The sequence below is a fragment of the Glycomyces terrestris genome, assembly GCF_003933745.1.
GTDB classification, from domain to species: Bacteria; Actinomycetota; Actinomycetes; order Mycobacteriales; family Micromonosporaceae; genus Glycomyces; species Glycomyces terrestris.
This window is the reverse complement of record NZ_RSEB01000002.1, coordinates 662,147-675,796: the sequence shown is the minus strand read 5'-3', so window position 1 is coordinate 675,796 and position 13,650 is coordinate 662,147. Positions and strand designations below refer to the sequence as shown.

Annotated in this window: 11 protein-coding genes; 2 read left to right on the top strand and 9 right to left on the bottom strand. The window is 73.6% G+C overall.

Annotated elements, in window-relative coordinates; genetic code table 11:
* Nucleotides 1-166: 166 nt before the first annotated feature.
* The 5 genes from gatB to EIW28_RS08575 form a co-directional block, all read right to left on the bottom strand.
* The gene (gene gatB / locus EIW28_RS08595; RefSeq protein WP_125247278.1) at nt 167-1,654 is read right to left on the bottom strand and encodes an Asp-tRNA(Asn)/Glu-tRNA(Gln) amidotransferase subunit GatB; all 1,488 of its coding nucleotides are present in this window, start codon (nt 1,652-1,654) and stop codon (nt 167-169) included.
* Nucleotides 1,655-1,660: 6 nt separating this feature from the next.
* Nucleotides 1,661-3,160: an Asp-tRNA(Asn)/Glu-tRNA(Gln) amidotransferase subunit GatA gene (gene gatA, locus EIW28_RS08590; protein ID WP_125247277.1), complete on the bottom strand. Its 1,500-nt coding sequence runs from the start codon at nt 3,158-3,160 to the stop codon at nt 1,661-1,663.
* 3 nt (nt 3,161-3,163) lie between these two features.
* A complete protein-coding gene (gene gatC / locus EIW28_RS08585; RefSeq protein ID WP_091054223.1) occupies nt 3,164-3,463 on the bottom strand; it encodes an Asp-tRNA(Asn)/Glu-tRNA(Gln) amidotransferase subunit GatC in 300 nt (99 codons plus the stop codon).
* Between the two features lie 352 nt (nt 3,464-3,815).
* Nucleotides 3,816-5,636 carry an ABC transporter ATP-binding protein gene (locus EIW28_RS08580; RefSeq protein ID WP_125247276.1) on the bottom strand — a complete coding sequence of 607 codons (1,821 nt, stop codon included), beginning with the start codon at nt 5,634-5,636 and terminating at the stop codon, nt 3,816-3,818.
* A complete protein-coding gene (locus tag EIW28_RS08575; RefSeq protein ID WP_125247275.1) occupies nt 5,633-7,369 on the bottom strand; it encodes an ABC transporter transmembrane domain-containing protein in 1,737 nt (578 codons plus the stop codon). The genes EIW28_RS08580 and EIW28_RS08575 overlap by 4 nt, the downstream gene beginning before the upstream one ends.
* A 209-nt stretch (nt 7,370-7,578) precedes the next feature.
* On the opposite strand from EIW28_RS08575, the gene EIW28_RS08570 reads away from it, so the two are divergent.
* Both EIW28_RS08570 and EIW28_RS08565 read left to right on the top strand, forming a co-directional pair.
* Entirely contained in the window at nt 7,579-8,160 is a 582-nt protein-coding gene (locus tag EIW28_RS08570; RefSeq protein WP_125247274.1) for an alpha/beta fold hydrolase, read from the top strand.
* Nucleotides 8,161-8,413: 253 nt separating this feature from the next.
* Complete coding sequence (locus tag EIW28_RS08565) at nt 8,414-9,292, top strand: peptidoglycan-binding protein (protein ID WP_125247273.1); 879 nt, start codon at nt 8,414-8,416, stop codon at nt 9,290-9,292.
* Between the two features lie 62 nt (nt 9,293-9,354).
* Here the strand turns inward: EIW28_RS08565 and EIW28_RS08560 are convergent, their stop codons facing one another.
* The 4 genes from EIW28_RS08560 to EIW28_RS24490 form a co-directional block, all read right to left on the bottom strand.
* Nucleotides 9,355-10,518: a response regulator gene (locus EIW28_RS08560; RefSeq protein WP_125247272.1), complete on the bottom strand. Its 1,164-nt coding sequence runs from the start codon at nt 10,516-10,518 to the stop codon at nt 9,355-9,357.
* Nucleotides 10,519-10,615: 97 nt separating this feature from the next.
* Entirely contained in the window at nt 10,616-11,413 is a 798-nt protein-coding gene (gene erm / locus EIW28_RS08555) for a 23S ribosomal RNA methyltransferase Erm (RefSeq protein ID WP_125247271.1), read from the bottom strand.
* Between the two features lie 296 nt (nt 11,414-11,709).
* Nucleotides 11,710-13,221, bottom strand: coding sequence for a sodium/solute symporter (locus EIW28_RS08550; protein ID WP_125247576.1), 1,512 nt, complete (start codon nt 13,219-13,221; stop codon nt 11,710-11,712).
* Nucleotides 13,218-13,571, bottom strand: coding sequence for a hypothetical protein (locus tag EIW28_RS24490; protein WP_187350595.1), 354 nt, complete (start codon nt 13,569-13,571; stop codon nt 13,218-13,220). The genes EIW28_RS08550 and EIW28_RS24490 overlap by 4 nt, the downstream gene beginning before the upstream one ends.
* Nucleotides 13,572-13,650 lie beyond the last annotated feature (79 nt).

Sequence of the window (13,650 nt, the reverse complement as noted above, 5' to 3'; positions counted from 1 at the left end):
CCCTCACCTCCTCGGGTCGCAGTGCACCTGGCCGCTTCAGGGTACTCCTCCGTTGTGAACAACATCGCTCTCTGGGGTTCCCAAAGACTCGCGGCTCACACTGGGACTGAACGGACGGTGAATGCGAAAAGGCCGGGCGTGTCGCCCGGCCTTCCCTACTGTCGCGCTAGCTCAGCTTGTCCAGGATGATCTGGCGGACCGTGGCCGCGTCGGCCTGGCCCTTGGTGGCCTTCATGACCGCGCCGATGAGGACGCCGGCGGCCGCGTGCGTGCCGCCGCGGATCTTGTCGGCGACGGCCGGGTTCGCGGCGATGGCCTCCTCGACGGCGGCTTCGAGCGCGCCGGTGTCGGAGACGACCTCGAGGCCGCGCGCGGCGGCGACCTCGGCCGGGGAGCCCTCGCCGGCGAGGACGCCGTCGATGACCTGGCGGGCCAGCTTGTCGTTCAGGCGGCCGTCGTCGACCATGCCCTGGAGCTCGGCGACCTGCGCGGGCGTGATGGCGAGCGCGGTGAGCTCCTCGCCGGACTCGTTGGCGCGGCGGGAGAGCTCGCCGAGCCACCACTTGACGGCGCCGGCCGGGCTGGAGCCGGCGGCGACGGTGGCCTCGATGAGGTCGACGGCGTCGGCGTTGACGACCGACTGCATCTCCTTGTCGCCCAGGGACCAGGCGGCCTGGAGGCGCTCGCGGCGCTTGCGCGGGAGCTCGGGGAGCGAGGCGCGCAGCTCCTCGACCCATTCGCGGGAGGGCTCCATGACGGCGAGGTCGGGCTCGGGGAAGTACCGGTAGTCGGTGGCCTCCTCCTTGGAGCGGCCGGGGCTGGTCTCGCCGGTGGCCTCGTGGAAGTGGCGGGTCTCCTGGAAGATCCGCTCGCCGGCGTCGAGGAGCGCGGACTGGCGGCGCACCTCGTAGCGGACCGCGCGTTCGACCGAGCGCAGCGAGTTGACGTTCTTGGTCTCGGTGCGGGTGCCCCACTCCTCGCCGGGCCGGTTCAGCGAGAGGTTGACGTCGCAGCGCAGGGAGCCCTGCTCCATGCGGACGTCGGAGACGCCGAGGGAGCGCACGATGTCGCGCAGTTCGGCGGTGTAGGCGCGGGCGACCTCGGGGGCGAGGGCGCCGGTGCCGGGCACGGGCTTGGTGACGATCTCGACGAGCGGGATGCCGGCGCGGTTGTAGTCCACGAGGGACTCGGTGGCGCCGTGGATGCGGCCGGTGGTGCCGCCGACGTGGAGGGTCTTGCCGGTGTCCTCCTCGAGGTGGACGCGCTCGATCTCGACGCGGTGGACCTCGCCCTCCACGACGACCTCGACGTAGCCGTTCTCGCAGAGCGGCTCCTCGTACTGGCTGGTCTGGAAGTTCTTCGGCATGTCCGGGTAGAAGTAGTTCTTCCGGGCGAAGCGGGTCCAGGACGCGATGGTGCAGTTGAGGGCCAGGCCGATCTTGATGGTGGCCTCGACGGCGGCCCGGTTGGCGACCGGGAGGGCGCCGGGGAGGGCCAGGCAGACGGGGCAGACCTGGGTGTTGGGCTCGGCGCCGAAGGCCGTGGAGCAGCCGCAGAACATCTTGGTGGCGGTGTCGAGCTCGATGTGCGTCTCGAGGCCGAGGACGGGCTCGTAGGTCGCGACGGCCTGCTCGAAGGTGTTCAACTTCGTCATGTTCGCTCAGATCCCTTCGATCTCGGGCGCGGTGTCGGCGAGGAGGACGTCCTGGGTGGACTCGAGCGCGGCCGCGACGCGGTAGGTGATGTCGTCGCCGAGGACGGGGCCCATGACCTGGAGGCCGACGGGCATGCCCTCGGAGAGGCCGACGGGCACGGAGACGCCGGGGCCGCCGTACATGTTCGTCGGGATCGTGTAGAGGTCGGCGAGGTACATCTGGTACGGGTCGCCGGTGCGGGCGCCGAACTCGAAGGCGATGAACGGCGTGGTCGGGCTGATGAGGGCGTCGACCTGTTCGAAGGCGCGCTCGAAGTCCTGCTTGATGAGGGTGCGGACCTTCTGGGCCTTGCCGTAGAACGCGTCGACGTACCCGGCGCTGAGGGCGTAGGTGCCGAGGATGATGCGGCGCTTGACCTCCGGGCCGAAGCCGGCCTCGCGGGTGAGGCTCATGACCTCTTCGAGGCTCTTCTTGCCGTCGTCGCCGGCGCGGAGCCCGTAGCGGACGCCGTCGTAGCGGGCGAGGTTCGAGGAGGCCTCGGAGGGGGCGATGAGGTAGTAGGTCGGCAGCGCGTACGTGAAGGACGGGCAGGAGACCTCGACGATCTCGGCCCCGAGCTCGACGAGCTGCTCGATGCCGGCCTCGTAGGCGGCGATGACGCCGGGCTCGGCGGCGTCGGCGCCCTCCTTGAACTCCTTGACGACGCCGAGCTTGACGCCGGAGAGGTCGCCGGTGGCGCCGAGGCGGGCGGCCTCGACGACGGGCGGCACGGGCGCGTCGATGGAGGTCGAGTCGCGCGGGTCGTGGCCGGAGATGACCTCGTGGAGGAGGGCCCCGTCGAGGGCGTTGCGGGACACCGGTCCCGGCGTGTCGAGCGAGGACGAGAAGGCGATGAGCCCGTAGCGGGAGTTGCCGCCGTAGGTGGGCTTGGCGCCGAAGGTGCCGGTGACGGCGCCGGGCTGGCGGATGGAGCCGCCGGTGTCGGTGCCGATCGCGAGCGGGGCCATCTTGGCGGCGACCGCGGCGGCCGAGCCGCCGCCGGAGCCGCCGGGGATGCGCCCGGTGTCCCAGGGGTTCAGGGTCTTGAAGTAGGCCGAGTACTCGGTGGAGGAGCCCATGGCGAACTCGTCCATGTTCGTCTTGCCGAGGATCGGGAGCTTCGCGGCCTTGATGCGCTCCACGATGGTCGCGTCGTAGGGCGGGATCCAGCCTTCGAGGATCTTGGAGGCCGCGGTGGTGGGCAGGCCCTTGGTGACCACGACGTCCTTGATGGCGACGGGCACGCCGGCGAGCGGGCCGAGCTCCTCGCCCGCGGCGACGGCGGCGTCGACTTCGGCCGCGGTGGCGAGGGCGCCGTCGCGGTCGACGTGCAGGAACGCCTTGACGGTGCCGTCGACGGCGGCGATGCGGTCGAGGAACGCGGTGGTGACCTCGACGGAGGTGAGGCGGCCCTCGCGGATGTCCGCGGCCAGTTCGGCGGCGGTCTTGTCGATGATGCGCGACATGGGCTAGGCCTCCTCGTCCAGGATGCGCGGGACGCGGAAGCGGTCCTCGGCGGTGTCGGGGCCGCCGGCGAGGACGGCGTCGCGGGGCAGGGACGGCTGGGGCTGGTCTTCCCGGAACACGTTCACCAGCGGCACCGCGTGCGAGGTCGGCTGGACGCCGTCCGTGTCCACTTCGGCGAGCGTCTTCATCGACTGGAGGATGACGTCGAGCTGGCCGGCGAAGGCGTCGAGCTCGTCATCGGTGACCTCGAGGCGGGCGAGGCGCGCCAGGTGCGCGACCTCCTCGCGTGAAATCGTACTCACGACAGGTGTTTCCTAACGGTTACTAGCTGCGGGAAGACCAGTCGAGTCTAGTTCCCGCACCGCGGCGGCCCGAGGCGGGCACGGCGCGTGCGCGCTCCGGTCACGGCCGGGGCCGCGCGGGGGCCGGGACGGGTGGCGGAGACATCGAGCAACACGGATGGACCAGGGCGGATACGTCCCCCTAGCCATGGCGAATGTGACGTGATACTCTCTCGGTACTGGTTCGGAACGGGTTTCCTGGTTTCCTTTCTGTTTCCTTGCTAAGAACGAGTCGGTGGGTGTTCCGACTTGTGGTGGTGTTCTCGAGCCAGTGCGGGCCCCGGGCTTTCGTCCGGGGCCCATTTCCTTTGCCTCACAACCGCTCTCCAACCGCGGCGAGATCCTCGTCGGCGGCCTTCAGTCCGTCGGGCTCGCCGTGCCAGGCCCGCCACAGCCCCGCGTAGTGGCCGTCGAGGGCGATGAGCTCGTCGTGGCTGCCGAGTTCGGCGACGCGGCCGTCCTCGACGACGGCGATGCGGTCGGCGTCGTGGGCGGTGTGGAGCCGGTGCGCGATCGCGATCACGGTGCGCCCCTCCAGGACGGCGGCGAGGGCGCGCTCGGTGTCGCGGGCGGCGCGCGGGTCGAGCATGGCGGTGGCCTCGTCGAGGATCACGACGTCGGGGTCGGCGAGGATGATGCGGGCCAGCGCGATCTGCTGCGCGGAGGCGGCGTCGAGCTCGCGGGCCTTGCCGCCCAGGGCGGTGTCGAGGCCCTCGGGGAGGTCGAAGGCCCAGTCGGCGCCGACGGCCGCGAGCGCGTCCTGGAGCTCGGCGTCGGAGGCGTCGGCCTTGGCGAGGATCAGGTTGTCGCGCAAGGAGGCCGTGAAGACGTGGTGCTCCTGGGTGACGAGAGTGACGCGGCGGCGGCGCTCGTCGAGCGGGAGCGCGGCGACGTCGACGCCGCCGATGGCCGCGCGGCCTTCGCGGGGCGTGTCGGAGCCGGAGATGAGGCGCGCGAGCGTGGACTTGCCGGCGCCGGAGGGGCCGACGACGGCGAGGCGCTGGCCGGCGGGGACGCGGAGGGTGACGCCGTGGAGGACGTCGCGGGTGCCGGACGGGTAGGCGTAGCGGACGTCGACGAGGTCGACGGTGCCGTCGACGGGCCGCTCGGTGGTGGCGTTCGCCTCGGTGTCCTCGGCTTCGGCGACGCCTTCGATGCGGGACATGGCCGCGAAGCCGCGCTGGACCTTCTCGACCCACATGAGGATGTGGTCGATCGGGAACATGATCTGGCGGGTGAGGACCGCGCAGGAGGCGACGGTGCCGAGGGAGGCGCTGCCGTCGAAGTAGAGGGCGCCGCCGACGAGGAGGACCGCGGCGGTGGGCAGGGCGTAGGAGCCGTCGAGGAACGGGAAGAAGACGCTGCGCAGGTAGAGGGTGTAGCGGGCGGCGCGCCAGTGGCGGGCGACGGTGGCGTCGCCGGCGCCGTCGCGCACCGAGCGCAGCCGGTAGGCCTCGGTGGTGCGGGCGCCGTCGGCGGAGGCGCCGATGGTGTCGCCGATGGCGGACTCGGCCTGGCGCTCGTCGAGGTAGCCGGTGCGGGCGCGCTTGAGGTACCAGCGGGTGCCGATGACGAGCCCGGGGGCGACGACGAGCATGCAGAGGCCGAGGACCGGGCTGGCCCAGAGCATCGCGGCGAGGAACACGATGACCTTGAGGACCGAGACGATGATCTGCGGGAGGCCGTCGCGGAAGAGGACGCCGGCCTCGGGGACGTCGGCGGAGGAGCGGGTCATGAGGTCGCCGGAGCCGGCCTGCTCGACGACGGGCATCGGCAGGCGCAGGGCGCGGTCGACGAACTCGACCCTCATGCGGGCCGAGAGGAGCTCGCCGAGGCGGTGCGAGACGAAGGTGCCGAGCCAGGTGAAGGCCACGACGGCGGTGATGGAGGCGACCAGGCCGAGGGCGAGGCGGTCGATCGCGCCGGCGCCGGAGCCGGCGGTGAGCTGGTCGAGCATCTCTCCGAGGAGGAGGGGCGCGACGGCGGCGGCCACGGCGGCGACGAGGTGGAGGCCGACGGCGGCGGCGGCGCGGCGCTTCTCGGACAGCAGCAGGCGCAGGAACGCGCGGCGGACCGCGGGGGTGTCGGCGACGGGCAGCTGCCCGGTGGGGCGCTCGGTTGCCGTGGTGCTCATGCTTCCTCCCGGGAGACGAGGGCGCGGTAGTCGGGGTGCTCGGCGGCCAGCTCGTGATGGCTGCCGGTGGCGATGACCTTGCCGCCTTGGACGAACGCGACGCGGTCGGCGCGGCCGAGCCACAGCGGCGAGGTGGTGGCGACGGCGGTGGCGAGGCCGGCGCGGGTCTCGGCGAGCCGGTCGACGATGCGGGCCTCGGTGTGGGAGTCGACCGCGGAGGTCGGCTCGTGGAGCAGGAGCGCCTCGGGGGCCGCGGCGATGGCGCGCGCGAGGCGCAGGCGCTGCCGCTGGCCGCCGGAGAGGGTGCGGGCCTGGTTGTCGAGTTCGGCGTCGAGGCCTCCGGGGAGGGACTCGACGACGTCGCCGGCGGAGGCGGCCTCGATGGCGGCCTCGACGCGGGTCCCGCCGTCGCGGGCGGCGATCGCGGAGGCGAGGGTGCCGGCGAAGAGGTAGGCGTCGTGGTCGGCGACGAGGACGCGGCGGCGCAGCTCGTCGCGGTCGAGTCCGGCGACGGGGACGTCGCCGAAGCGGGCGTCGGACTCGGCGTAGCCGCCGAGGCGGTCGAAGGCGCGGGCGACCTGCTCGGAGTCGGCGGAGGCGACGGCGAGGAGCTCGCCGCCTGCGACGGTGAGGCCGGAATCGGGGTCGTGGAGCGGGGCTCCGGCGGCCGGGCCGGGCAGGATCTCGGCGGGCGCCTCGCGTTCGGGCGTGTTCAGGAGTTCGCAGACCTTGCCGGCGGCGACGCGGCCTTCGATGATCCGGTAGGTGCAGCCGATGAGCCAGTGGACGGGCAGGAGCAGGGCGCTCGTGTAGCCGAACGCGGCGACCATCTGGCCGGGGGTGAGGTCGCCGGCGGCGACCTGGCGGGCGGCGATCCAGATGACGACGCCGAGGAGGACCGCGGGGGTGCCTTCGCCGAGGGCGTTGAGCCATGCCTGCGGGGCGGCGACCTTGTAGCCGGCTTCGCGCAGGGCCTCGGAGTCCTTGCGGTAGGAGGCGGTGAAGCGGGCCTCGCCACCGATGCCGCGCAGGACGCGCAGGCCGGAGACGATGTCGGAGGCGCGGCCGGTGATGTCGCCGACGCGCTCGCGGTAGTCCTCCTGGCGGTCCTGGAGCTTGTTGAGGACCGGGCCGGTGACGAGGCCGACGGCGAAGACGCCGATGAAGATGGTGAGGCCCAGGGCGACCGAGGTGTTGAACAGCAGGACGCCGACGCTGACGAGGCCGATGAGGCACCCGGCGGTGGGCGAGAGGGAGTCGACGGCCCAGGAGATCCGGTTGATGTCGGTGGCGCCGACCGAGACGACCTCGCCGGTGGTGAGGCGGCGGCGCAGCTCGTCGCCGAGGCGGTTGACCTTGCGGGTGGCGAGCTGGAGGGTGCGGTAGGAGGCGTCCATGCGCCAGTAGACGGTGAGGCGGTGCGAGACGACGATCATCGCGGCGGTGGCGAAGCCGGCGAGGACCAGGCCGCCGGACCAGAACGCGAGCGCGCCCCAGTCGCGTCCGCGCAGACCGTGGTCGACCGCGCCGGTGAGGAAGTAGGGCAGGACCGGCAGCGAGCCGAGCGCGAGGGCGGAGGTGACGAGTGCGGCGACGGCGAGCCCGCGGTTGCGGGAGGCGAGCCAGGCGAGGAGGCGCCACGGGGTCTGCGGCGGTTCCTGGGGGCGGCCGCGGGAGCCGTCCGGGCGCAGCGGATCGGCGAGCGGGAATTCGGGAGCGCGGAGGAACCTCACTTGCCGAGCGTAAAGGGCGGGTCCGCCAGCGGGCAATCGATTAACCCGCGGGAAGGCCCTTGAGCTGGGGTTACGCCGTGGGCGAACAATGCGGCCCGAGTGACCGCGCCCGAGCGCCTCACGTTTCACATTCTTGTCTGAATCGCCCGCAGGGGGATGCACTACGCTGACCGCCGACTCAGCCGACCCTTCCCGACTGGAGCCTCCCCTTGCCGACGCTGTACTCCGAAGACCTGCTGCGCGAACCCGAGTGGACCGGCGAGCGCTGGGGCGCGGAAGGCCGGCCCGTGCTGCTGCTGACCGAGAGCGGGGACGACCGCTCGGCGTGGTGGCCGGTGGCCGCGCGGCTCGCGGCGGACCTGGCGGTGGCGGTGCTCGACCTGCCGGAGGGCGGGTCAGTCGGGGACAGCGCGGAGACGCTCGCGCAGTTCACGGCCACGATGGGGACGCGGGCCCCGGTGGTCGTCGGGCACGGGCGCGCGGCGGTGGTGGCGTCGCTGTTCGCGGCCCGGTACCTGGCGCACGGCGTGGTGGCGGTCGAGCGGGCCCTGGACGGCCCGGGCGGCGACGCGGACGTGGACGCGGCGCTGGCCGAGATCGCGGACGGGCCGCGGCGGATCAAGTGCCGGTACCTGGCGGTGTTCGGCTCGGCGCCGCGTCCGGGCTACGCGGCGTGGCTCGGGGAGCGGGTCCCCGGGGCGGTGTGCGCGGTGTACGGGACCGGCGACCGGTTCCCGCACTTGAGCGCTCCAGAGCGGTTCGTCGAGGACGTGGTCGCGCTCGCGACCTGAGCGCGCGGGGGGCGGGGACGGTGCCCTTCACCTGTGCTCCGTGCCGGTCTCGCGACCTGGGCGCGCGCGGAGGCGGGACCTCCGACCCGGAGCGGGCGTCCGGAGGCGATTACTTGGAGTTTTATTTCATCTGAGAGCTTCTCAACGAAGAAAAACTCCGCTATGGTCTGAATCACGATCCCGCCTCGACCCCCACGATCCCCGCTCCGCGGCGGCCCCCGTCACCGCCGCACTTCCGAAGGGACGCAATCGCATGACCCACCAAGAACCGCGCCTCCCCCGCTCCCGGCGCTGGGTGCTCTCCCGCGCCCTGATGGTCGGCGGCGCCGCGACCGCGGCCGCCGTCCCGTCCTTGTTCGCCGCCCAGGCGGCGAGCGCCGCGGTGGCGGTCGACATGGAGCTCGTGCTCGTGGCCGCGATGGTCGACCCCGAGAAGACCGGCACCGGCACCACGCTCAACGCGGCGGCGTCGGTGAAGGCCGTCGAGCAGGCGCTCGACGTGAAGAACCACCTCTCGGCGTCCGCAGTGGACGGACACTACGGGACCTCCACGATCTCGGCGTACGCGGCCTGGCAGCGGTCCCTCGGGTACACCGGCCTGGACGCCAACGGCATCCCCGGCCCGACGTCGCTCACGCGCCTCGGCGGCGAGACGGGCCTGTACACCGTGACCCGCCAGGTCAACATCGGCTCGAACGCGGACTCCTACGGCGGCAAGCGGGTCAACACCCGCACCAGGAACATGCTGGCCGCCGCCGACGGGAAGCTCTCCTGGAGCCTGGCCCTGACGCAGGGCTCGTACACGACCGGCAACCCCAGCTCTGCGGGCACGCACGACGGCGGCGGCGTGGTCGACGTCAGCGTCAGCGGCATGACCGCCACGCAGCGCTGGCAGACCGTCAAGGCGCTTCGCGACGTCGGCTTCGCGGCCTGGCTGCGCACGCCCGAGCAGGGCTTCAGCTACCACATCCACGCCAACGCGATCGGCGACACCGACATGGTCGCCGTCGCCCGCGCGCAGGTCCACGACTACTTCTACGGCAAGAACGGCCTCGCGAGCCACGCGGCCGACAACACCCCCAGCGCCTACCGGGGTTCGTTCACCTGGTGGGAGCAGTACAAGCGGAGCTGACAAGGCTCGGAAGGAAAGACCGGCGGGCGGGGCCACACGACGGCCCCGCCCGCCGCTTCGCGTCAGCTGCCCTTGAGGCGGTCGAGCCAGGTGCCGTGCTGCTGGTCGAGGCGGTTGCGGCGGGTGCCCACGATGTCGACCACGGTGTCCACGAGCCGCTCGGGGCTGTCGGTGACGGTGACGGCGCGCGGATGGGCGCTCGCGACGGCCGCGGCGCTGCCGGAGTAGATGACGGCCGGGGTCGGGATGCCGGCCTCGACCATGCGGTCGAGGAGGTTGACGCCGGCGTCGGCGCCGTCGGGCTCGGCGTCGCGGCGCATGTCGGTGACGACGAGGTCGAAGTGCCGGTGCTTGAGCGCGTTCAGCGCGTGGGTGGTGGAGGTGACGGCCTCGACGGTCAGCCCGGCGGTGCGGAAGAGGCGCACCAGCGGCTCGTTCCACTCGTGGCGGTCGTCGACCCACAGGATCGCGCCGCCGTTGAGCAGGTCGGTGGACATGGCGAGGCGGGTGGCCGCGCGCAGGCCGCGCTGCGCGTCGGGGTGCGCGTACGGCGGCGGGAAGGGCGGCAGGGGCGCGGTGCCGCGGTAGCCGTTCTGGGTCGCCGGGAGCGGCGGCGCGTAGTAGGTGGTGGGCGGCGGGGCGAGGTAGCCGGGGGCCTGGTTGCCGGGCTGCCGGGGCGCGGTGAGCGGCTCCGCGGGCTCGTCGTTCGGCTTGGCGCCGTTGGCGTTGTCGGCCGGTTCGTCGGCGGGCGGGGTGTTCGGCGGGCGGAGGCGGGCGGGCTCGGTCTGGACGGGCTCGTCCGCGGGCTCGGCGTCGTCGGCCGGGTCGGCGTCGCGGCGGTCCCAGGTCTCGTCCGCGAGCCAGGGGTTCGGGCCGCCGAGGGCGCTGGAGGGGTGCGTGTACGGATTCGGGTCGGCGTGCGGGCCGCCGCCGGGGCTGATGGGCGGCGGCGGGGCCTGCACCGGGAAGGCGGGCTGCTGCTGGACCGGGATCGGCGGGACCCACGGGTGGAGGTCCGGCTGGGGCGCCTCGGGGGCGCGCGCGGCGGCGGCCTCGATGGCCTGCTGGGCGAGTTCGACCGTGACCCAAGGGGTCTCGACCTTCGTCATGCGCGGCGCCTGCTGCGTGAAGATGCGCTTGGCGACGGCGAGCGCGATGAATCCGAACCCGATCCACAGGAACGCGGGGAGCACCTTGATCAGCTCGATCCAGATGGCTTCGCTCATGAACGGCTCCAAGACGACGAGGACCGGGCAAGGGGGGCCGGGCCGGGCGGTTCAACCTTAATCGGGCGCGGCAACCGACCCGGCACCCCCTGATGCCCTACCTGGTGAGCGCGCGGTAGAGCGCGATCCAGCGGTCGGGCGGGACGAGGCCGCACGGCGCGTCCTTGGCGATGCCGGCCTCGGCGCAGGCGCGGGCGGCGGCGCGGGCCGGGACGGCTTGGCGCAGCGAGGCGGCCAGGGAGCCGCCGACGCCGGTGAAGCCCAGGGCGACCATGTCGCGGTAGTCGGCGAGGGCGCGCCTGGGCAGCAGCGGTCTCGGGCGGCGGCGCAGGTGGAGGACGGCGGCGTCGACCTTCGGCACGGGCCGGAACCTGTCGCGGCCGATGCGGACGCCGAGGGCGAGCTCGTGCTCGGGCCACGCGTCGACGGCCAGCTTCGACCAGCGGCCGTAGTCGCCGGTGTGCTTGCGGGCGAACTCGAGCTGGACCACCAGGGACGCGTCGGTGAGGGCGCGGGCGTCCAGGCACCAGCGGACGATGTCGGTGGTGATCGCGAAGGGCACGTTGGCGACGACGCGGAACGGCTCGCGCGGCGGGTGCGCGTCGCGGAAGTCGCCGGTGTGGAGCCGGAAGTGCTCGCGGTGCCCGAAGCGGGACCGCAGGCGCTCGGCGAAGTGGCGGTCCTTCTCGTAGGCGACGACGCGGCGGGCGCGGTCGAGGAGCGGCCCGGTGAGCATGCCGCCGCCGGGGCCGACCTCGACGACGAGGTCGTCGGGGCCGACGTCGGCCGCGAGGCGGCGCGCCAGGTGCGGGTCGGCGAGGAAGTTCTGGGACAGGCGCTTGCGGTCGGAGACGGGCCGCGACTCGCGGGAGCGCGGGAACTGGCTGCGGGACATGGGAGATCCTCCGTGCGGAGTGGACGAATCGGAACGGTCGATTCGCCTAGACCGCGCAGCGGCGCAGCGGGTGCGTCAGAGGGCACCCGGGAGGCCCGGCCGGGGCCGGGGTCGGAAGCGTGCGCGTGCGGGGCCTAGGCCGCCGCGCGCAGCCGGATGAAGCACGAGCTGAACGCGGCGCACGCGTTCAGCCCTGGAGATCCCCACATGCGGGCGAGGGTACCGCACGCCGCGGGGGCCGTCGAACGGTTTTCGGCCCGGGTCTGCTCGGCGGACGGCTCGGCGGGAGGCCGGGCTCAGCGGGACGCGGTGTCGCGCACGCGGATCGGGCCGGTGTCGCCGGTCGAGTAGCGGCCGGGCACGTGGAGGCGCAGCACGGCCTCGCCGGCCCAGTCGGGGACCGCGCCGGGGCGGGAGGCGGCGGCCATGACGGCGAACGCGAGCGGGACCGTCCACAGTGCAGGCTGGGCGAGCAGGATCGACCAGGTGCCGGGCGGGAGGTCGAGGAGGACCGAGGCGAGGGCCGCGCCGGTGGAGGAGGCCGCGCCGACCAGGAGCCCGGCCGTGGCGCCGGTCGCGGTGAGGCCGCGCCACCAGATGCCGAGGGTCAGCAGCGGGCAGAAGGTGGAGGCCGCGACGGCGAAGGCCCAGCCGACCAGGACGTTGATGTCGACGTCGGCGGCCGGGAGCGACAGGACCACGGCGAGGGCGGTGCCGGCCAGGACCCCCATGCGCAGCTTCGAGAGCGAGCCGCCGAACAGGTCGTGCGAGAGGCCCCCGGCGAGCGCCAGCAGGAGGCCCGAGGAGGTCGACAGGAACGCCGCGAACGCGCCGGCGGCCACGAGCGCGGTGAGGACCGCGCCGACGGTGCCGGGCGCGATGGCCTCCGGCACGAGGACCGGGACGACGTCGGTCTCCTCCGGATTCGGGACCACGACGCGGCCGAGGAGGCCGAAGACGATCGGGAACAGGTAGAACAGGCTCAGCAGCAGGATCACCGAGACGGCGACGCGGCGGGCCGCCCGCGCGCCCGCGACGGTGTGGAAGCGCATGACGACGTGCGGGAGTCCCATGGCGCCCAGCGTGGTCGCCACCAGGACCGAGACCGTGGCGAGGACCGAGTGCCCCGAGCCGTCGAGGTCGAGGAGCGGCCGGGCCCAGTCGGGGTCGGGACCGGCGGCGGCGAGCGCGGCCGCGCGGCGCTCGGTCCCGGCGAGGACGATCAGGGCGATCGCGGGGCCGGCGATGAACGCGAGCTTCACGAGGTAGTGGAACGCCTGCACGTAGGTGGCCGAGCGCATCCCGCCGACCGCGATCGTGGAGGAGACGACGAGGCCGGCGCCGATGACGCCGATCCAGTACGGGATGCCGGAGACGAGTTCGAGCACGACCCCGGCGGCCTTGAACTGCGGCAGCAGGTACAGCAGCATGATCACCAGGACCACGAGCCCGCACATGCGGCGGATGCGCGGGGAGCCGAGGCGGTACTCGGCGAAGTCGGGGACGGTGTAGGCGCCGCTGCGGCGCATCGGGCCGGCGACGAGGGCCGCGACGAGCACGTACCCGGCGGTGAAGCCCACGGCGTACCACATCGCGCCCACGCCGTTCTTGACGAGCAGGCCCGCGAGGCCGAGGACCGAGGCGGCCGAGACGTACTCGCCGGCGATGGCGAGGGCGTTCCAGCCGGGCACGATCGAGCGGGAGGCGACCAGGAAGTCCGGGGTGGAGCGGGCCGCGCGCACGCCCCACACGCCGATGACGACGCTGGAGACGAGCACCAGCGTGATCGAGGCCAGGCCGAGCATCAGGGGCCGCCTTCGGCGTGGTCGTCCTCGACGCGCTCGGCGCGGCGCACGTGGACGGCGGCCAGCGCGAGGAGCACCGGGTAGGGCGCGAAGAACAGGACGGCCCAGCCGAGGCGGCCGGGCACGAGCGCGGCGGCCGTGAGCAGGGCGGCCAAGGCCACCAGGAGGGCGGCGGCGGTGTGCACGGCGAGGCGGCGCTGGCGGCGCAGGGCGCGCTCGGCGGCGTCGAGGTCGATCGCGGTCGAGGGCATCGGCGGGCGGCCGGCGAGGTGGCTCAGCCGCCCCATGGCGTCCGCCCCGCGCCGCTGCGCGAGGCGGGTCTGGGGGCTGGTGACGCGGACCCGCTGCGTCACGGCGACTCCGGGCGGGTGGGGCGGCGGTGAGCGCGCGCTTTTCGGCGTTCACCGCGGCGGGTGCCGCGCGTTGGTCGCG